The organism is Winogradskyella tangerina (assembly GCF_003260205.1).
GTDB classification, from domain to species: Bacteria; Bacteroidota; Bacteroidia; order Flavobacteriales; family Flavobacteriaceae; genus Winogradskyella; species Winogradskyella tangerina.
The window spans coordinates 203,117-223,640 of sequence record NZ_QERF01000003.1 but is presented as its reverse complement, the minus strand read 5'-3'; the positions used below and the strand labels follow the sequence as shown (position 1 = coordinate 223,640).

The 20,524-nt window shown below is 37.2% G+C and carries 15 protein-coding genes; 9 read left to right on the top strand and 6 right to left on the bottom strand.

Annotated elements, in window-relative coordinates; genetic code table 11:
* Positions 1–14: 14 nt before the first annotated feature.
* Positions 15–1,259 (bottom strand): M28 family peptidase, encoded by a 1,245-nt coding sequence (locus DDY94_RS06510; protein WP_111683242.1) that lies wholly within the window; start codon positions 1,257–1,259, stop codon positions 15–17.
* A gap of 60 nt (positions 1,260–1,319) precedes the next feature.
* On the opposite strand from DDY94_RS06510, the gene DDY94_RS06505 reads away from it, so the two are divergent.
* Positions 1,320–2,435 (top strand): TolB family protein, encoded by a 1,116-nt coding sequence (locus tag DDY94_RS06505; RefSeq protein ID WP_111683241.1) that lies wholly within the window; start codon positions 1,320–1,322, stop codon positions 2,433–2,435.
* On the opposite strand, the gene DDY94_RS06500 is transcribed toward DDY94_RS06505, so the two are convergent.
* Positions 2,432–4,858, bottom strand: a complete 2,427-nt coding sequence (locus DDY94_RS06500) for a TonB-dependent receptor domain-containing protein (protein ID WP_111683240.1) — start codon at positions 4,856–4,858, stop codon at positions 2,432–2,434. The two genes, DDY94_RS06505 and DDY94_RS06500, sit on opposite strands and share 4 nt — an antisense overlap.
* A gap of 152 nt (positions 4,859–5,010) precedes the next feature.
* Between DDY94_RS06500 and lepA the strand changes: the two genes are divergently transcribed.
* Entirely contained in the window at positions 5,011–6,807 is a 1,797-nt protein-coding gene (gene lepA, locus DDY94_RS06495; protein WP_111683239.1) for a translation elongation factor 4, read from the top strand.
* On the opposite strand, the gene DDY94_RS06490 is transcribed toward lepA, so the two are convergent.
* Positions 6,804–8,630, bottom strand: a complete 1,827-nt coding sequence (locus DDY94_RS06490; RefSeq protein WP_111683238.1) for a cation:proton antiporter — start codon at positions 8,628–8,630, stop codon at positions 6,804–6,806. The genes lepA and DDY94_RS06490 overlap by 4 nt on opposite strands.
* A gap of 112 nt (positions 8,631–8,742) precedes the next feature.
* Between DDY94_RS06490 and DDY94_RS06485 the strand changes: the two genes are divergently transcribed.
* Genes DDY94_RS06485 through DDY94_RS06475 form a run of 3 tightly spaced genes read left to right on the top strand, consistent with a single transcriptional unit; the run spans position 8,743 to position 13,024 of the window.
* Complete coding sequence (locus DDY94_RS06485; RefSeq protein ID WP_111683375.1) at positions 8,743–9,603, top strand: MBL fold metallo-hydrolase; 861 nt, start codon at positions 8,743–8,745, stop codon at positions 9,601–9,603.
* A gap of 18 nt (positions 9,604–9,621) precedes the next feature.
* Positions 9,622–11,223, top strand: a complete 1,602-nt coding sequence (locus tag DDY94_RS06480) for a S8 family peptidase (protein WP_111683237.1) — start codon at positions 9,622–9,624, stop codon at positions 11,221–11,223.
* 1 nt (position 11,224) lies between these two features.
* Positions 11,225–13,024 carry a M1 family metallopeptidase gene (locus tag DDY94_RS06475; RefSeq protein WP_111683236.1) on the top strand — a complete coding sequence of 600 codons (1,800 nt, stop codon included), beginning with the start codon at positions 11,225–11,227 and terminating at the stop codon, positions 13,022–13,024.
* A gap of 47 nt (positions 13,025–13,071) precedes the next feature.
* Here DDY94_RS06475 and DDY94_RS06470 read toward each other — a convergent pair whose 3' ends face one another.
* The gene (locus tag DDY94_RS06470) at positions 13,072–14,262 is read right to left on the bottom strand and encodes a succinylglutamate desuccinylase/aspartoacylase family protein (protein WP_111683235.1); all 1,191 of its coding nucleotides are present in this window, start codon (positions 14,260–14,262) and stop codon (positions 13,072–13,074) included.
* A gap of 3 nt (positions 14,263–14,265) precedes the next feature.
* The gene (locus DDY94_RS06465) at positions 14,266–16,110 is read right to left on the bottom strand and encodes a CBS domain-containing protein (protein WP_111683234.1); all 1,845 of its coding nucleotides are present in this window, start codon (positions 16,108–16,110) and stop codon (positions 14,266–14,268) included.
* A gap of 232 nt (positions 16,111–16,342) precedes the next feature.
* Here DDY94_RS06465 and DDY94_RS06460 point away from each other — a divergent pair, with 232 nt between their 5' ends.
* From DDY94_RS06460 to DDY94_RS06445, 4 genes are all read left to right on the top strand, one after another.
* Positions 16,343–17,146 (top strand): LexA family transcriptional regulator, encoded by an 804-nt coding sequence (locus tag DDY94_RS06460; protein WP_111683374.1) that lies wholly within the window; start codon positions 16,343–16,345, stop codon positions 17,144–17,146.
* A 21-nt stretch (positions 17,147–17,167) separates the two neighbouring features.
* Positions 17,168–17,560 carry a ribonuclease P protein component gene (gene rnpA / locus DDY94_RS06455; protein WP_111683233.1) on the top strand — a complete coding sequence of 131 codons (393 nt, stop codon included), beginning with the start codon at positions 17,168–17,170 and terminating at the stop codon, positions 17,558–17,560.
* Positions 17,541–19,175, top strand: coding sequence for a S41 family peptidase (locus tag DDY94_RS06450; RefSeq protein WP_111683232.1), 1,635 nt, complete (start codon positions 17,541–17,543; stop codon positions 19,173–19,175). The genes rnpA and DDY94_RS06450 overlap by 20 nt, the downstream gene beginning before the upstream one ends.
* A 64-nt stretch (positions 19,176–19,239) precedes the next feature.
* The gene (locus DDY94_RS06445; protein ID WP_111683231.1) at positions 19,240–20,079 is read left to right on the top strand and encodes an OmpA family protein; all 840 of its coding nucleotides are present in this window, start codon (positions 19,240–19,242) and stop codon (positions 20,077–20,079) included.
* On the opposite strand, the gene DDY94_RS06440 is transcribed toward DDY94_RS06445, so the two are convergent.
* The gene (locus DDY94_RS06440) at positions 20,076–20,519 is read right to left on the bottom strand and encodes a GNAT family N-acetyltransferase (RefSeq protein ID WP_111683230.1); all 444 of its coding nucleotides are present in this window, start codon (positions 20,517–20,519) and stop codon (positions 20,076–20,078) included. The two genes, DDY94_RS06445 and DDY94_RS06440, sit on opposite strands and share 4 nt — an antisense overlap.
* Positions 20,520–20,524: the final 5 nt, after the last annotated feature.

Below are 20,524 nucleotides of genomic sequence, written 5' to 3'. Positions count from 1 at the left end.
GTGTAGCTAAAAGCTTAAAACTTCACCTTGGTGTCAATTTTCTTGTCACCTCGCACCACCGTTATAGCGGCTTCATCACCTTTATCAAAAACGGATAATGCTCTCATATAGCTCATCATATCTGTGACAAGGCTATCACCAAGTTTCACTACAACATCGCCTTTTTGTAGGCCCGCATTAAATGCTGGTGTGTCTTCACGCGTACCGTCAATACGCATGCCTTCTCCATCGAACAAATAGTCTGGTACAACGCCTAGACCAACTTTAAATCGAGGAGTTTCTTCACTTTCATTCTTAGTTGTTCTAAATGCTAGCTCGCCATTATCATTCAGGTCATTAATGATATCAAAAATATAATCTGAAATGAGATTCATTCCGTCGTAATTCAGTTTATCGGCATCATCACTAGGTTTGTGATAGTCTTCATGCTGACCCGTAAAAAAGTGTAAAACTGGTACATCGATAAGATAGAAAGAGGTATGATCACTTGGACCTACGCCACTTTCATTTTCTACCAGTTTGAATTTTTCATTATTAGATTTAATGGTTTGCCTGAACAAAGGCGATGTTCCGGTGCCGTAAACCGCCAATGTGCTGTCAGCTTTTAAGCGACCTACCATATCCATATTGATCATATAGTTTATTGATTTGGAATCAATTGTGGGATTTTTAGAAAAATAATTAGATCCCAATAAACCCATTTCTTCACCTGAAAACGCCAAAAACATATAGTTGTTATTATCCTTAACTTCGGTAGTGTCGCTTTTCATTTTTAATCGGCTCGCCAAATTAAGCATTACCGCTACACCACTAGCATTATCGTCGGCTCCGTTATGAACGGCTTTTTCTTCACCACGATATAATGAACCTTCACCGCCATAGCCCAAATGATCGTAATGCGCACCTATAACAATGGTTGTTTCTGCACCGTTATCTAAAAATCCGATAACATTGTGACCGGTAATTGTGCTATCTGTGTTTTTTGTAAACTCAACCTCTTTATGCGGGTCTGTTTTTGGTTTAAACGAAAATGCCTGTAAAAAAGCATCTGTTCCTTTTGGCTCTAAACCAATTTCCTTAAAACGCTCAGAAATATAGTTTGAAGCCTTCACCTCACCGTCGGTTCCGGTTTGGCGACCTTCTAATTTATCATCAGCCAAATAGGCAACATCTTCTTTTATCTTATTCTCAGAAACCTTAAGTTCTTTCTTGCAGGAAAAGAGTCCGGCTAAAAGCAATAAAAACACTATTTTTTTCATCAGTATGTCTTATTTTTGCGCAAAATTAGGCATAAATAGCCACTTATTATACCCTTTAACATGAAGAAATTAGCCTTTATTCTTGTTTTATTAATTTCATTTTCGTCTTGCAAAAAGGAAACACCTAAGACCTCAGAAGACACTTCTGAAACCCAAATCGAGGAATCTCAAGATCAAGACCCACTAATATTTCCTGAAGAAAAAAACTTTAAATCATTACGTCAAGTGACCTTTGGTGGTGATAACGCAGAGGCCTATTGGAGTTTTGACGACAAACAATTAGTGTTTCAATCTAACCACACGAAATGGGGTGTAGAATGTGACCAAATGTTTTTGATGGATGCTAATGAAACTCTATCGGATAGTATTGCTCCTCCAATGTTAAGTACCGGAATGGGAAGAACAACGTGTTCTTACTTTTTACCAGATAACAAACATATTATATATGCATCAACACATCTCGGAGGTGAAAATTGCCCTGATGTGCCAACTAAAGAAAATGGAAAATACATCTGGCCTATTTATGACAGCTACGACATTTTTGTAGCCGATCTTGAAGGTAATATTGTGAAGCAATTAACCAACGAACCAGGGTACGATGCGGAACCAACTGTTTCTCCAAAAGGCGATAAAATTGTATTCACCTCAACTCGTAGTGGCGACCTTGAATTGTATACTATGAATATTGATGGTTCAGACGTGAAGCAGATTACAGATGAATTAGGTTACGATGGCGGCGCTTTTTTCTCACCTGATGGTACCAAACTTATTTTTAGAGCATCACGCCCAAAAACAGAGAAAGAGAAAAAAGAATACAAGGATTTACTAGCTCAAGGGTTGGTAGAGCCTAGCGATATGGAACTGTTTATTTGCAACGCTGATGGTTCTGATTTACGTCAGCTTACATTTTTAGGTAACGCCAATTGGAGTCCGTTTTTTCATCCTAGCGGTGAAAAGGTTTTATTTTCCTCAAATTTTGAAAGCGATCTCGGTTTTCCATTCAACCTTTACATGATCGATATCGATGGTAAGAATGTAAGAAGAGTGACACATGGTAAAACTTTTGAAGCCTTTCCTGTATTTTCAAATGATGGGAAATATCTAGTGTTTTCTTCAAACCGAAATAACGGCGGCACTAGAGATACTAATCTTTTTATTGCAGAGTGGCAAGATTAGTTAAGGTCCTTTAAACGATCGCGTTCTTCGACGTCGGTTTCGCGTTCGTTAGTATTAAGCTTAGTGTTACCAAAGTTATAGCGGAACCCTATTCTTACGAATCTATTATCAATATCGTTAAATCTATTGTTCGATTGATTTAAATAATTAATAGTCGCTTCGTAATCTTGCAGATTGAATAGGTCTTCAATGCCAATAGAAATGACACCTCTTTTGTTGAAAACAGATTTAGATATGCTAAGCTCTGAGAATAGTCTATTTTCAATAGTTTGAAATTGTTGCAAATTCTTGCCAAGCCAAACCAAAGACAAGTTAATATTAAGGCTTCCGTCCTTTAATAACGATACGCCTCCCGTTAACTCACTGTAATTAGACCAAATATTTTGACTTACAAATCCTTCCCCGAAATCAGTTTCCTCAGAAATATTAAAAACAGAGGTAACAAATGAAATGTTCCAATTGCTAGCTCCATAATAATCAAACAAAAAATCAAACCCGTAATCTACTTTCTTATCAAGGTTAACTGGTGTGAAAGCAACAACATTAGTCTCATTGTTTTGTCTTGGTAACTCTACAATATCGCCGTCGTAGTTCATATAATAGGCTTCAACAGTAAAATATTTTAAAAAGTTAACCCCAATTTTATAATGATCTCTATAGGTTGGCACTAAGTTGGGGTTACCAAGCACAACAGTGTTTTCGTTTATAAAAAATGTAAACGGATTTAAGTTCGTGTAACTTGGTCTGCTAATACTGCGCTTGTAGCTGCTATAAACATTAACGTCATCGGATAAGTGACGCAGTAAACTTACGTTTGGAAACCAATTAAGATAATCTTGTGTATTGGTCTCATTTAATGAGGCTGATTCGCCCTCAATATTAGTTTGCTCTGCTCTTAAACCAATATTTAATTCCCATTTATCCCAGGATGTACTGTAGTTAGTATAGGCGGCAAATACATTTTCATCATATTTAAAGGCGTCAGTGTTTTGCGGGTTTGGTACTTCCATACCATTTACAATATCGGTACGTGTAATATCGCTTTCGGTAACAACGTTGGAAAACTTCACCCCAGCATCAAATGTAGAAGTTTCGTCTATTGGTAAATTATAGTCAACCTGCCCAGTGATAATCTGTGTGTCTTGATTTGCTAGGGTGTTGAATTCTGAATCTTCTTCAAATAAATCATCTTGAAAAACGCCCTGATTACGTTCGTATTCAAAAGTGGTATAATGGGCGTCAAACGTAAGGCTAGAACTATTTTCAAACTCGTGCTTAAAAATTAAATCCGTACCTACATTATACTTTTGGTCTCGAGATAAATTGTCGGCACTAAAGCTTGATAAAAAATTATTTTCGGGGTCAAAAATATTGGTCTGATTCTTTATGCGATACTTAAAATACGGCATGTAAAGTGCCGTACTGGTAATGCTTAAGGTATTTCTGTCGTCAATATAATAATCGAAATTTAGGTTGAGATTATGTGTTTCAGACCATGTGTTTCTGTTAATATCAGAACGCCATATTTCTTCAACGGCGTTGGTGTCGTCTAAAAAATTATAGGTCTCGTCCTGACCTCTGTTAATTTTCTTGTTATTATAACTATAATTAAGATTGAGGTTAATCTTGTTGTTCTTAAAGTAATGGCTTGTACCCGCGTTGTATCTCGGAAAAACCCCTTGAGTGTAGCTAGACAATACACTTCCTCTGTAGCCTGTAATTAGGTTTTTACTCATTATTATATTCACGATTGGTCCGCTGTCGGCCTCGTAGCTCGCAGGAGGATTAGTGATAACCTCTACAGATTTAATGGAGTTGGCGGGCGCACTTTCTAAAAGTTGAATTAATTCCTCGGAAGTTAATTGAACTCTACGATTATTGATATAAACAGTAGCTGAAGCGCTTTTTATATTTATACTTCCTTCACTAACAAAAACTCCTGGTGTACTTTTTAAAACACCCAAAGTACTGCCTTCAGACAGCGCCGTGTTTTCAACATTAAATATTAAACGATCTGGCTTACGAGTTACAGTAGGCTTTTTTGAAATAATGGTAACTTCATCAAGGCTTTCAGAATCTTCAAATAGCTGAATAGTTTTTAGATCGAGCTTACCCGTAAGTACGATGGTTTGGCTGAAGGTTTCAAAACCAATAAACGAAACCCGAACCACATAAGTACCAGCTCCCAAACCCTCAAACTTGAATGTTCCGTCATCATTTGTTGCCGTGCCTTCTATATAATGAAACCCGCTTGAAACTTTTAAATCATCAGATGCTGATTTAGTAAGAATAACATTAACTAATGACAATGGCTGATTATCAGCGTCAACTACTTTTCCGGAAATTGAATAATCCTGAGCAAAAGTATTTAGGCTCAACACAAGCAGTAAGATACTGATGCAAGAACGTAAGTGAGCAATCATTAGTTAGGTTTGAATTGCAATATAAAGATAGTTTTTTATTTTATCCTATGGTTTTACCGCAGTTTATCGAAGTTTAAATATAGCATTTAGTGCCTTAATGCCTAAGAAATAAATTATATTTGCACCCAAATTCTTGGCTTAGAAAAAGATAAATGAAGAACATTCGCAATTTTTGTATAATCGCACACATAGATCACGGCAAAAGTACGCTGGCTGATCGTTTACTCGACTTTACAGGTTCGGTTACAGATAGAGAAAAGCAAGATCAGTTACTTGATAATATGGATTTGGAGCGCGAAAGGGGAATTACCATAAAGTCTCACGCTATCCAAATGGAATATAAATACAAGGGAGAAGACTACATCTTTAACCTCATTGATACACCTGGCCACGTAGATTTCTCGTACGAGGTGTCTCGATCTATTGCTGCCTGTGAAGGTGCTTTATTAATAGTAGATGCCGCTCAGAGTATTCAGGCACAAACCATTTCTAATCTTTATTTGGCTCTAGAGAATGATCTGGAAATTATTCCGGTATTGAACAAAATAGATTTACCTAGTGCCAATCCTGAAGAAGTTACGGACGACATTGTGGATCTCTTAGGTTGCGATCCTGAAGAGGTTATTCCTGCGAGTGGTAAAACAGGCCTAGGTGTTGAAGATATTTTGGCCGCAATTATTGAGCGTGTTCCGGCTCCTGAAGGTAACCCCGACGAACCCCTTCAAGCTTTAATATTTGATTCTGTTTATAACCCATTCAGAGGTGTTGAAACTTATTTTAGAGTGATCAATGGTTCTATTAAAAAGGGACAGAATATAAAATTTATTAATACAGGTAAAAATTATTTTGCGGACGAAGTCGGTACTTTAAAGCTGAAACAGGTTCCAAAGCAAGAAATAAAAGCTGGCGATGTTGGTTATCTAATTACTGGTATTAAAGATGCTCGTGAAGTTAAAGTTGGTGACACCATTACTGACGCCAAAACTCCAACTACCAATGCAATTGAAGGGTTTGAAGACGTTAAACCGATGGTCTTTGCGGGTATTTATCCTGTAGATACTGAAGACTACGAAGAACTTAGGGCGTCAATGGAAAAGCTTCAGCTCAATGATGCTTCATTGGTCTTTCAGCCTGAAAGTTCAGCGGCTTTAGGTTTTGGTTTCCGATGTGGATTCTTAGGAATGTTACATTTAGAGATCATCCAAGAACGCCTAGAGCGTGAGTTCGATATGACAGTGATCACTACGGTACCAAACGTAAGCTACTATGCGTTCACTAATAAAAATCCAGACGAAATTGTCATTGTAAATAATCCTTCAGACTTACCTGAACCTTCAACCTTAAACCGTGTTGAAGAACCTTATATTAAGGCTACGATCATTACCAAGTCAGATTTTGTTGGACCAGTAATGAGTTTATGTATCGAAAAACGTGGGCAAATTACTAATCAAACTTACTTAACTACCGAGCGTGTAGAATTGAGTTTTGACATGCCTTTGGCCGAAATTGTATTTGATTTCTATGACCGTTTGAAAACAGTTTCAAAAGGTTATGCGTCTTTTGACTATTCACCTATTGGAATGCGCGCCTCTAAATTAGTACGTGTAGATATCTTACTTAACAGTCAGACTGTTGATGCCCTTTCGGCCTTGGTTCATGCTGATAACGCCTATACGATCGGTAAAAAAATGACTGAAAAACTGAAAGAGCTCATCCCGAGGCAACAGTTCGATATCCCAGTACAAGCGGCAATCGGCGCAAAAATTATTGCCCGAGAAACAATTAAAGCACTTCGTAAGGATGTAACGGCTAAATGTTATGGTGGTGATATTTCTCGTAAACGAAAACTTTTAGAGAAGCAGAAAAAAGGTAAGAAACGTATGCGACAAGTGGGTAATGTTGAAATACCACAGCAAGCGTTTATGGCGGTTCTTAAGTTGAATGATTAACCCAACGCCTTTCCTAAAAATACGAGCTTACTTTTAGAGTCGATCTCTTTTTCAACGTCATCATCTAGAGACGGTATAATATGAATAACGTCTTTACTGGTTTTAAGGAATAGCGGAACTTGGTCCTTATCGGCTTTGATCGATTCTAACAAAGCGTTGTAAGATTCCAAATCTTTCACCTGCGCTTCATGAATGTTTGGATAGGTCTCAGAAACCTCCATGAGATTATTAAAATCATCTGAAAGTGTGAACACACCATCCTCAGGAGAAATAGACCCATTTTCTAATTCAGCTTTTGATGCTAGCCTGAACGAACCATTTTCACCAAACTGAGCGCCGAATTTTTCTACGGCATAACGGTTGATGTCTGCATTTCCTGTTAAGGCTAATAGATAGCCAATATCACTAAACTCTACATTGTCTTTAAGCGTGTCTGAATAGATGTTTTCGGTATGAGCTTCTATTCCCATACTCTCAGCTTCTTGTACATTATTTTGATTGCTGTCCACCAACACCACATGCCTTCCGTTGTCTATTAAATACTGCGCCACAAGACGTGATACTCTAGAGGCTCCAATGATCAGAATACCTTCTGACTTTGTTAAAAACACACCAGAGATCTTCGCAAAGATTCTAGCTGTGGTTGCATTTAACAGTACCGTTCCTAAAACGATCATAAATACCAAAGGAGTAATATATTCGGCACCTTCAACACCGCTTGCCCTTAGCTTACTCCCGAAAAGGGAAGCAATACCCGCTGCCACAATACCTCTTGGCCCTACCCAACTGATGAACATTTTTTCGTTTGTTTTCAGCTTAGAACCATGCGCGCTAACAAAGACCGCAATAGGCCTAATGACTACCACAACCAATAAAAACAGGGCTAGTGTTTCCCAACGATATAACAGCATAAGATCTTGGTAGTTGATGTTGGCTGCTAAAAGAATGAATAGAATTGAAATAAGTAAAACACTTAGAGATTCCTTAAAGTATAGGAGTTCTTTGATGTTGTCTAATTTGCTATTGCCAATTACCATTCCCATTACCACAACAGCTAAAAGGCCAGACTCGTGCGCAAAGATTTCAGATTCAATAAATACCAAAAGCACGACGGATAAGGATACGACGTTTAGTAAATAATGCGGAATGAATTTTTTGTTGATCGCAAAAACTAATGCATGAGCAAATGTAAATCCGAAGGTGGTTCCGAAGAGAACAATTTTACCAAACTCTATCAAGGCCGTTTTAGTAAATCCAACCTCACCTCCTACTGAAATAAACTCAAATACTAATACTGCTACTAAAGCACCAATAGGATCAATAAGGATTCCCTCCCATTTCAAAACAGTTGAAACATCGCGTTTTAAAGGTATGTTTCGTAGAATTGGTGTAATTACGGTCGGACCAGTAACTATGATCAATCCCGAGAATAAAAAGCATAGATCCCAACTTAAATTAAAGAGATAATGAGCAATTACGGCGGCGCCAAAGAAAGTTACAGCTGCTCCTACCGTAATAAGTTTAGTAATAACCGGACCGACATTTCTTATTTCACTCCGTTTCAAGGTAAGTCCGCCTTCAAACAGAATAATACTAATGGCGAGAGAAACAAAATAAAACAAACCTTCACCCGGAAATAACCCTTTTTTGCCATTCCATATAGGTTCGATCCACTTTGATCCATCCTCGTTGATAAACTCCGCAGCTATTGGCCCAACTAATAATCCAATTAGGATTAAAGGCAGAATCGCAGGAATTTTAAATTTCCAAGCAACCCATTGGGCTAATATTCCAAGAATGATAATTCCAGCTAATTCAACCATTATTTTGTTTTTACGATCTTTCGAAAATAGGTTTTTTTTTACAACTCAAAAAATCCTAATTAAATCAAAAGGTTTTTACGTATTACAAGCTAATTTGGTAAATTGCGCGCCTATGCAATTATATCCTATAAATGCTGGCAATTTTAAGCTCGATGGTGGAGCCATGTTTGGGGTTGTCCCTAAATCGCTCTGGCAGCGCACCAATCCTGCGGATCAGAACAACATGATCGACATTGCGGCACGCTGTTTGCTCATTGAAGAAGGAGATCGATTAATTCTAATCGACACAGGTATGGGCAACAAACAAAGTGATAAGTTTTATGGCTATTATTTCCTTTGGGGCGACGACTCTATAGATAAGTCCCTCGCGAAATATGGGTTTCATCGCGACGATGTCACCGATGTTTTTATGACGCATTTACACTTCGATCATTGTGGAGGAAGTATTCAATGGAATAAAGACAGAACGGGATATGAACCTGCCTTTAAGAATGCGCATTTTTGGAGCAACGCAGATCACTGGTTATGGGCCACGGAGCCTAATCGAAGAGAAAAGGCATCATTTTTGAAAGAAAACATTTTACCTATGGAAGAAAGTGGACATTTAAAGTTTACGGCACTTCCAGAAGATAAAATTTTGAAAAACTCTGAATTGGGTTTCGATATTTTCTATGCAAATGGTCATACGGACAAACAAATGATCCCTATGATTAATTACAAAGGAAAAACTATCTGTTTTATGGCAGATCTTTTACCAACAATGGGGCATTTGCCATTACCATTTGTTATGGGATATGATACCAGGCCGTTGTTAACGCTCGATGAAAAAGAAGTGTTTTTGAATATGGCCGCAGATGAAAATTTTTATCTCTTTTTAGAGCATGATGCTCACCATGAAATCATAACGGTGCAGCATACAGAAAAAGGGGTTCGACTCAATGAAATTTATACATGTAACGAAATATTTAATTAAAATTTAAACGTAGATACTATGAAAATCAACATTAAACACTGTTTATACTTGTTTTCAGCTATACTATTCCTAGGTTGTGGTGGTCCGGCTGAAATCATATCAACTCCCATTGAAAATATCGACTCTTCACCACTTAAGGTGACAGAACTCACAGAGGCTGAGAAAAAGAATTGGGGTCATTTAGATTTGGAAAGAGATACAGTTCCAGGTATGGCTGTTGATAGGGCTTATGAAGAGATCATTAAAGGTAAAAAAGGTAAAAAAGTTATTGTTGCTGTTATCGATTCAGGAATTGACATCGATCATGAAGATTTAGACGACGTCATCTGGACGAACAAGAAAGAAGTGCCTAATAACGGAAAAGATGACGACAACAATGGTTATGTTGATGATATTCACGGCTGGAACTTTTTAGGAGATGCTTACGATGAACAATTAGAGTATGTGCGTATGCTAGCCAATAAAGACACTTCAAATCCAAGATATGCCGAAGCTGAAAAACTTCATGCGGAAGAATACGAAAAATGGTCTGGTAGAAAAACACAATACGATCAAATCGGTCAAGCAGTGAACAATGCCCATGAAACTTTAAAAAAAGAAATTGGTAAAGAAGACTATACATTAGAAGACGTCAACAAAATTACATCTCAAGAACAAAGCGTACAGCAAGCGGTTCAAATTGCAAACAATATTGAAGCTAACGGTTTAACACTTCAAGAGGCTGTAAAAGAAATTAAAAGCATCCAAGAGCAGGTTAATGAGCGTCTTAACTATAATCTTAATATTGATTTTTCTGGTAGAAAAACCTCAGATGATATTAATGATTTGTCAGACACAGGTTATGGAAATGGAAACGTAAAGCACGTTAAAAAATCTGAAGCTCACGGTACACATGTTGCAGGTATTATCGCTGCTGAAAGAAACAATGGATTAGGTGCTAATGGTGTGGCAAACAACGTTGAAATTATGGCATTGCGAGTTGTACCAAACGGTGATGAGTACGATAAAGATGTAGCATTAGCCATTCGCTATGCAGTAGATAACGGTGCAAAAGTTATTAATGGTAGTTTCGGGAAATCATTCTCTCCACATTCTGCTTGGGTAAGAGATGCTATTAAGTATGCTTCTGATAATGATGTGGTTTTCGTTCATGCGGCTGGTAACGATAGTAATGATATTGATGTAGAACCTAATTTCCCAGACGATAATGTAAATTTTGTTGAGATTTCGAACACATACATAAGAGTTGGTTCTTTAACTCAAAAATATGGTTCTAAGATGGTTTCTGGCTTCTCAAACTATGGGATTAAGAATGTAGATATTTTTGCGCCTGGTTCAGAAGTATATTCAACCACACCAGAAAACGAATATGATTTTAAAGGTGGTACGTCTATGGCTGCTCCTGGTGTTGCTGGTGTAGCAGCTTTAATACGTTCTCAATATCCTGATTTATCTGCAGCTCAGGTAAAACAAGTTATTCTAGATTCTGGCTTACCTCTAAATACGAAAGTTGTTGTTGGCGGTGATGCGTCTAATGTGAAGCCGTTTGCAGATCTTTCAAAATCAGGTAAAATAGCCAATGCTTACAATGCATTGATAATGGCCTCAAAAATTAAATAACATGAAACGAATTGTCTTAAATCTATTGAGTTTAGTTATAATCTATTCTTGTGGCGCTACAGAAAAAGCTGGTCGCACGGATGGAGTGCTGAATTCAAATCCTGGCTATTGGCAACAACACGTCGATTATTCTATGGAGATCGATATGGATGTTAATACCTTTCAATACAAAGGAAAACAAAAACTAGTTTATACTAATAATTCTCCTGATGTTTTAAACCGTGTGTACTATCACCTGTACTTCAACGCGTTTCAACCAGGAAGCGAAATGGATGTCAGATCGCGTACTATTCAAGATCCAGACCCAAGAGTTAAGGACCGCATTAGCAAACTAAGACCTAACGAGATCGGATATATTAAGGTGAAGTCCTTAAAGCAAAACGGAAAAGTTATTTCTCACGAAACTGTGGGGACGGTTTTAGAGGTTCAATTAGCTCAACCGATTCAGCCCGGTGAAAAAGTAACGTTTGAAATGGACTTTGATGCGCAGGTACCGGTTCAGATTCGTCGTTCAGGAAGGGATAATAAAGAAGGTGTTGCGCTATCTATGACGCAGTGGTATCCAAAATTAGCAGAATATGATGATGAAGGGTGGCACGCAGACCCTTATATCGGAAGAGAGTTTCATGGTGTTTGGGGTGATTTCGATGTCAAATTAACAATAGACAAAGACTACGTCGTTGGTGGAACAGGATATCTTCAAAGTGAGCCTGAAGTAAAGGGAACTAAAAAGACCATGCATTTTAAGGCACCAAAAGTTCATGACTTTACTTGGGCTGCAGATCCTGATTTTATTCATGATACTTATGAAATGCCAAATGGGCCGAAACTACATTTCTATTATAAGAAGACTTTAGAACCACAGTATCTTGAAAACTGGAAAAAACTGCAAGCAGATACCGCTGAATTAATGACCTTTTTTAGTGAAAATATTGGCCAATATCCTTATGATCAATATTCAGTTATTCAAGGTGGTGATGGCGGTATGGAATACGCCATGTGTACATTAATTACTGGAAAACGTAATTACGGTAGTTTATTAGGTGTTACTGCGCACGAAATGGCACATACATGGTTTCAATTTCTTCTCGCAACCAATGAAGCAAAGCACGAATGGATGGATGAAGGGTTTACAAGCTATATCTCTGGTTTGGCGGTAAATGAAATGCGCGAAAACAAAAGAGAAAATCCACTTAGCGGTTCATATCGCGGGTATATTGGACTAGCAAATTCTGGCTACGAACAGCCATTAACCACTCATGCAGATCGCTATAAATACAATCAGGTTTACGGTGCTGCGGCCTACAGTAAGGGTGCGGTTTTTATCGCGCAACTAGGTTATGTTATTGGTGAAGAAAACTTGAAGAAAACGATCAAAAAATACTTTGCTGACTTTTCATTTAAGCATCCTAAACCGATGGATGTTGTTCGCACTGCTGAACGCGTAACAAATCTTGAACTAGACTGGTACTTGATCGATTTTGCACAAACGACCAATACCATTGACTATGGTGTTAAGTCTATTGATAATAACACTATTACACTTGAAAGAATTGGTCTTATGCCAATGCCTATTGATCTTACTGTGACCTACACCGATGGTACAACAGAGGATTATTACATTCCACTACAAATGATGCGTGGAGAAAAACCAACCTCAGCAACTATAGTAGGCGATTGGGCTTGGGCAATGCCAACATATACGTTTAGTGCCAAAAAAGCCGTAAAATCCGTTGAAATTGATGCATCTCAGATGATGGCTGATGTTGAACGTGATAATAATAAATTGACTTTGGAATAATAACCAAACACCAATAAGAAAAAACCTCAGTATACACTGGGGTTTTTTTAATACCATTTTTCATTCCTATACATCTTTTTTCTGGCAACACGCTCTCTATTGTAAAGCAATAAATGTGTTTGATCTATCTGTTTGTTTCGGTAACCAAATAAGTGAAAGATCGACTTCGTTAAAAACCGTGCAACTCTAAGATTGGCCTTCAGGACACCTTGGGTTTTGTTGTGCCAGGTAATCCCAGGTAAATAAGTTAAAAGTTGATCCGCTTTTATGCGTCTTAAAAATTGAGACAATTTTAAAAAGAACTTCGGAATATGTCTAATAATGAAAAAGCCATCGCTACCCGTTTTCTGATATAAGGGCATAAATAACTTCGCTGAATAATCAGAATAAATGGCTTTGCCATCAGAATTTGCAAGATGCGTCCCCTTTTTTACATATTGAAAGCTTTCAAATCCGTTGAGCATTTTAAAATCTTCTTCAGGTTGAATGTGGTATTTGTAAACTACTTCAAAGGTTGAATTAATATCCTTTGTAGCAGACTTTAACAGGCTTTCGTAATGTTGAATTTTCTCTTCATTGGGTTGCTTCAAAATTCCTGTGTGCCATAATGCTAAAAAAACAAAAGCTTCACAATTTTTGATGGCTGCCGGGTCTATATGCTGACCAGATTCAAAACCTAATGAAACATAACCTAAGGTATTTAAATAACTTAAGAGTGGTCCCTCGAGGTATTCTTCAATACCCAAAACAACAGGAATCCCAAAACACGAAGAAAATTTTCGATTAATCATGGCGTCATTAATCGTTATAAACGGTAAGGATTGGCTCGACGTGGTATGCAAATCAATAAAATAGATCGGTCGATCGGTTGAAGCTAATAAGCCTTCAATAAATTTGAAAATATCCCTTTGTTCTAGAAGTTCGTGGGTTGGATTTTTTTCGTTTTTTAGTTCTTGTAATTGATTAGTGGTCCACAATCTATTCAAATCTTTTTCGATAAATCGTCGGTTTTCCTTTAGTGCTTGAATATTACCATAAACGCCTATGATCTCACCAGAAATATTGGCTTCATCTAAGTTAGACAAAACCGAATTTAGGGCATCAACACCCGCAAATTCATTACCGTGAATACCCGCAAAGAAAACTATAGTTGCGCCAGGCTTTTTTCCTCTAATATGATGAAAAACTCGGTCTGATTCACTCATGTGCTTTGTATCGTTTCTCAGGCTAATTTGCATGTTTTAAAAATCACTTGAGGTTAAAATACCTAGAAGCTCTTTGTTTCTTACAACAGGAAGACAGTTGATGTTGTGAAATTTCATTAGCCGTTTGGCCTCCTCTAATGGCTCTTCTTGCGAAATTGTAATGAGGTCTTTGGTCATTACATCTTTAACACGAAGATGTAATTCCTTATCCCCTAGTTTTATTAAGTCTGTCCAGGTAAGCAAACCTGTCAATTCCTTTTTCTTATTAATCACCGGTAAATGATGAATATTTTTCCATTGCATAATATGGCTTACTAATTCTAAACTATCATTTTGATCTACCAATAACATCTTAGTATTCATATTGTGTTTCACTATTCGGCTAACATCGATCTTTAAATTTTCATCAGGATCAAAAAGATCCCATTGATCTACTGTTTTATCTTCCAGTTGATGTTTGTGCATATAGGCGGTTATATTTTGAAGCGCTTCAAAATTGGTTTTGTTTTTTTGAAGATTTCGGTAGTTCGCCACCATCCATTGAGACCCATTGTTTGAAACGGCTCGTCTTTCAATTATCGATAAGTATTTTTCAATATCGTCTGACGAGATTTTCGCCTTCTCTAATCCCTTTCTGGCGATGGGTAGAAGTTCGTCCAGAATAAGTTCTTGTGCAGATATTAATTTGTTGTTCCAAATAAACTGCGTTTCCATTCCGTTTCGAGCAGCCTTAAAGAAATTGTTCTTAATATCTTTGAAATCCATTTTCTTATCAATATCTCTATAAGTTTCAGGCTGACCGAGCATTAGCCCCACCCAAAATACCATATTGGCAATTTCGTCGGTTAATGTTGGCCCGGATGGAATATATCTACACTCAATTCGTAAGTGCGGTTTACCTCCACCAACACCATAGCACACGCGGTTCCATTTGTAAACAGTTCCGTTATGAAGTTGTAAAGCTCTGAGTTTCGGAATTTCTCCGTTTTCGAGTTTTTCTAAACTATCATCGTGCTCGTCGGAAGCTAATAAACTTCTAAATCGCGATATATGATCTCTAAAAATATCTGTAACGGTGCCTTTTTCCCAATCGGCACCAAAACTTACGCGCGATTGCTTCTCTTTATGTATAAACGAATTTGCTCGTGTATCTATACTTTGTGTAAACAAGGCTATACGTGTTTCTGCCCAAAGTTCTCTTCCGAAGATTATAGGCGAATTGGTACAGATACTAAGAACTGGTCCTGCAATAGCCTGTGCCCAGTTATACTTTTCTACAAACTCATCTGGGTGGATTTGTAAGTGGGTCTGAAAACTGGTATTACATGCTTCGAGCATTACATTATCGTGAATGAGGTTGAGCTCGTCAACACCTTTAATATGGATACTAAAACACTCGCGGCGTGACGCCTTAAGGGCATTATTCAATACATGATATCTGGGCATATTGGTCATATAATTCTCTCCAATATGCTTCAGTCTCAGTGTGGGTAAAATACCTGTTAAAACTACTTTTGAATTTTGTGATCTAGCCCCTTCTTCAGCTTTGTCTAGTAATGCTTTTAGCTGGTTTTGTAATTCTGAAAAACAATGGCCTTTAAGTAATAACGGATCAGAATTGATCTCTAAATTATAACGACCTATTTCAGTGGTAAAATGGTCGTCGTTGATAGCATCTAAAACCTGAAGATTGTTATTATTAGGGAAATAATGGTTAGAAGTAACACAAAACTCCTGTTCTGCACCAATCCTAATAGGTTCCTTCTCAATGAGGTCGTTTTTAAGCATTATATCTAAAGCCTCAAGATCTCTAATGAGGTGATGAATGTACAATGCTTTATCCTTAGGGCTTTTAAGTTGTTTTACTTCTAAATGTCCCATAATTAAAGCGAGGTGTTGATTATTCTATCTAAGGTACTCCAAATAATAGGCTTAAAATATGACATTTATCACCTGTACTCTGCCAGCCCAGTAATGGCAAGGCTTTCAAGTTTTGTCTATTCGTTCCGATTTATCTTTTGGTTTGCGTTCCATAATAATGCCACAAATGTTTAAATTTACCGCGAAGGATAGATCAACCTTCGTCTTGGTTTTAATTTTAATTTTTCAAAATATGAAGGGGATAGATGAAAAAATATTAGCAATCATCGATCATTTTCAACTTAACAATTTTTCGTTCTCTAAACGTGTTGGTGTTACGAGTACAACGGTAGATAGTATTGTAAACGGCCGACTCCAAAAGGATGGTTCGCGTAAAAAAACCAAACCGGGATACGACGTTTTAAAGGCAATTATTGATACGTTTAATATTAATCCTGATTATTTATTTGGAAAGAGTGAAGTGATGCTTAGGCCGGACCAGGGAAATTATCCAACATATTCGGGAATACCCAAGGTAGTTTCTGTAAATGATCATGGTGAAGAGAATGTGGTTTTTGTACCTGTTCAGGCGCGTGCTGGTTACTTAGATGGTTACGGAGATCCTGAATATATTGAATCTTTGCCTTCATTCCATATGCCTTATTTAGCTAACAATAGTTACCGCTGCTTTGAAGTCAAAGGTGATTCTATGCTGAAAACCTTTGTTGATGGTGATTTAGTTTTTGGAATCTACGTTGAACAGCTTAATGACATCAAAGATGGTGAGGTGTATGTGGTAGTAAGTAAATCTGAAGGCGTTGTGCTTAAACGTGTTTTCAATAAAATAAACGATAACCAAACACTAATTTTAAAAAGCGATAATCAAAATGGTAATTACCCGACTTACACCATTAATGTTGAAGATCTAGAAGAGCTTTGGCAGGTAAAGATGTATGCTTCAAAACAAATTCCAGAGCCTTTAGATATCAATGATCGTTTGTTTAATATAGAACAGAAAATTGTAGATTTAGAAACTGTACTTCGAACTAAAAAATAAACCAACTACTAATTTTTAAGGATGCCATTCAACTACGGTAAAAAGGATAAACTAAAAAGTAAAAAACAAATTGAAATACTCTTCAGTGAGGGTAAATCAGTCACTGTTTATCCGCTTAAACTCATTTATCTTCAAACAGATTTTAATGACGGATCTACCTTAAAAACTGGTGTTTCGGTGAGTAAACGACTTCATAAAACTGCGGTTGCAAGAAATAGAATTAAGCGCCTATTACGAGAGGCGTACCGCTTAAATAAGCCTTCATACTTTAACAATAGTACAACATCTTATGCGTTTATGATTTTATACCTTAGCAAAGATGGAACGACTTTTGACGCGCTTAATACCAAGATGAAACAGTTGTTTGAGAAATTCTTGGATAAAACTTCAAATCATGAAAAAGTATCTACGTAAAAAATTAATTATACCTGCACTTGCTGTAGTCATCTTTATGAGTACCACAGCATTTAAAACAGATTTCTTCGAAATTGCAAAGCAAATTGAGATCTTCACCACCTTGTTCAAAGAACTCAACATGAACTATGTTGATGACACTAACCCAGGTGATCTGATGGATACAGCTATTAAAAGTATGCTGAACGATCTCGATCCCTATACTCAGTTTTACAATGAACAAGATGTTGAAGCTTCGCGTATAAACAACGCAGGAGATTACACCGGAATTGGCGCTAAAGTCCTAACTCTAAAAGATAAACTAGTAATCGTTGAGCCTTACAAAGATTACGCGGCTGACAAAGCAGGTTTAAAGGCCGGGGATGAAATTATAAAAGTGGATAATGTGGTTGTGGCAGACTTTAAGGACGATGCTGCAAATCTTCTACAAGGTGCTGCAGGTTCTGAAGTTAATGTCACCTACATCCGCCAGGGTAAAACCAATACTGTTAAAATTGTGCGCGAATCTCTGGAGATCAAAGCTGTTCCTCATTATTCTATGGTTGACGATAAAACAGGTTACATTGTACTGAGAAAGTTCAATGAAAAAGCGTCAGCTGAAACTCTTGGCGCTCTCAGGGCCTTAAAAAATCAAGGAGCAACACAGCTTATTTTAGATCTAAGAGGAAATCCAGGTGGATTACTCAATGAAGCAGTTAACGTTACTAATATTTTTGTGCCTAAAGACCAACTGGTAGTAACAACCAAATCGAAGGTAAAAAAGTACAATAAAACCTATTATACAAGGCGCGATGCCGTCGATACAGAAATACCTCTAGTTGTTTTAATAGATGACAGAAGTGCTTCTGCAAGTGAGATCGTATCGGGTGCGCTTCAGGATATGGATAGAGCTGTAGTGGTTGGTGCACGTAGTTTTGGTAAAGGATTAGTGCAGCGTCCTAAACCTCTAACATACGGCACCCAAATGAAGATTACCATTTCACGTTATTATACGCCTTCAGGACGTTGTATTCAGGCATTAGATTACTGGAATCGTGACGAAAATGGCAAAGCTACGAGGGTAAAAAAAGAAAACTATAACGAATTTAAAACGCGTAACGGTAGACCTGTTTTTGACGGTGGAGGTGTTGCGCCAGATATAGAGGTTGAAACCTCAAAGCAAACGCCAATAACAAGAGCTATTCTGAATGAAAACTTAGTGTTTAATTTTGCAACGGACTATTATTACAATAATACTGTTGAGGATTTGAAAACTTTTCAACTTTCAGATAGCGACTTCAAATCGTTTAAAAATTATCTAAAAACCACTGGATTTAATTTTGAAACCAAAACCGAAAGAGCACTCAGTGAAGCAATGGCTATTGCTTCAGAAGAAGAATTAGAAGATGTGGTGAGTTCAGAATATCATAATTTATCTACTGCACTTCAGGCCTATAAATCTAATGCTGTTGATGGTAATAAAGTGCTTTTAAAATCGTTATTAACAGACGAGATTATTAAACGTTATTTTTATAGTGAAGGCTTATATACCTATTATACCGCAAATAATCCTGAGATTAAAAAAGCACTTAGCGTTCTAAATAATCCGCGACAATATTCAAGTATTTTAAGATAAAAACAGAAAATTATCTATATTTAAATACTAGAATTGTTCAGAATTATAAGAAAATTCAACAATAATGAAGTCCCTACTCATTGTCATATGCCTTACTTTTCAGTTTGCTTTTGCTCAAAAAGAACTAAAGCACCAGGTATATTTTTTGACTGATGAGTACCAAATTCCAGAGACCGAAGAAAGCCGACTCCTTTTATTTTTATCAGAAATTGAAAACATGGATATTGAGAAGATCTCTATCTACGGATTTTGCGATGATAGAGGTAGCGATTCTTATAATATGGTGTTGTCTCAACAGCGCGCAGATGCTATTAAGGAAGTGTTTTCAAACAATGAATTTGACGAATCTGTGATCACTAATGTGGACGGAAAAGGAGAGATACTACTTAACGTGGTTAACGATAATGACCTTTACAGAATACGAGGGTTAAATCGAAAAGTTGAAATTATTGTTCAACCTTATGATCCGCCACGTGAAAAGGTTGAGCCACCGGCAAAGGAAAGCACTGAAGAATTACTTAAAGGCGAGCTTCAAGAAGGAGATAAAATTCAGTTAGAGAATATTTTATTCCGAACAGGTTATAGCTATCTCACTAAAGAATCGAAAGTAGTTTTAGATGATATTGCTAAAATTTTGGTAGAGCGTACCGATATTTACTTTACAATTGAAGGGCATGTGTGCTGTACGCACGGGACACGTGATGCTATAGATCGAAAAACAAAAAAGCGGAATCTATCATTAGCTAGAGCAAAGACTGTTTACGATTATTTAGCTGAAAAAGGTGTGAAACGTTATCGTATGAAATTTGTGGGTCAAAGACGAAAATTTCCTTTGGGAGGCGAACCTGAATTAGACCGGCGCGTTGAAATACTTGTAACCCGAATCGTAAAGCCGAAAAACTAAGATTTTATCATATTTACATGCGGAATACCATCTTCTAGGTACTCCTCGCCTACAGCTTTAAATCCCAGATTATTGTAAAATTTTGTGAGATAGGTTTGTGCCGAGATTCTGATATTTTCTTGGCTGTAATAAGTCTTAATAGCATTAATTGAAGCCGTCATAATTGCATAACCATATTGGTGCTGACGCTCATTTTCCTTAACTACAACCCTACCAATGCTAGCTTCATCAAAATAATCGCCTGGTTTGAAAATTCGAGTATAGGCAACGAGCTTTTGATCCACATAACCTAAAATATGCAGCGCTTTTTGATCCTTACCGTCTATGTCTTGATAAACGCAATCTTGTTCCACTACAAAAACTTCACTTCGTAACTGAAGTAGATCATAAAGTTCAGTTGTATTTAACTCATTAAAGGATTTTGACTTCGTTTCTAACATTCTTT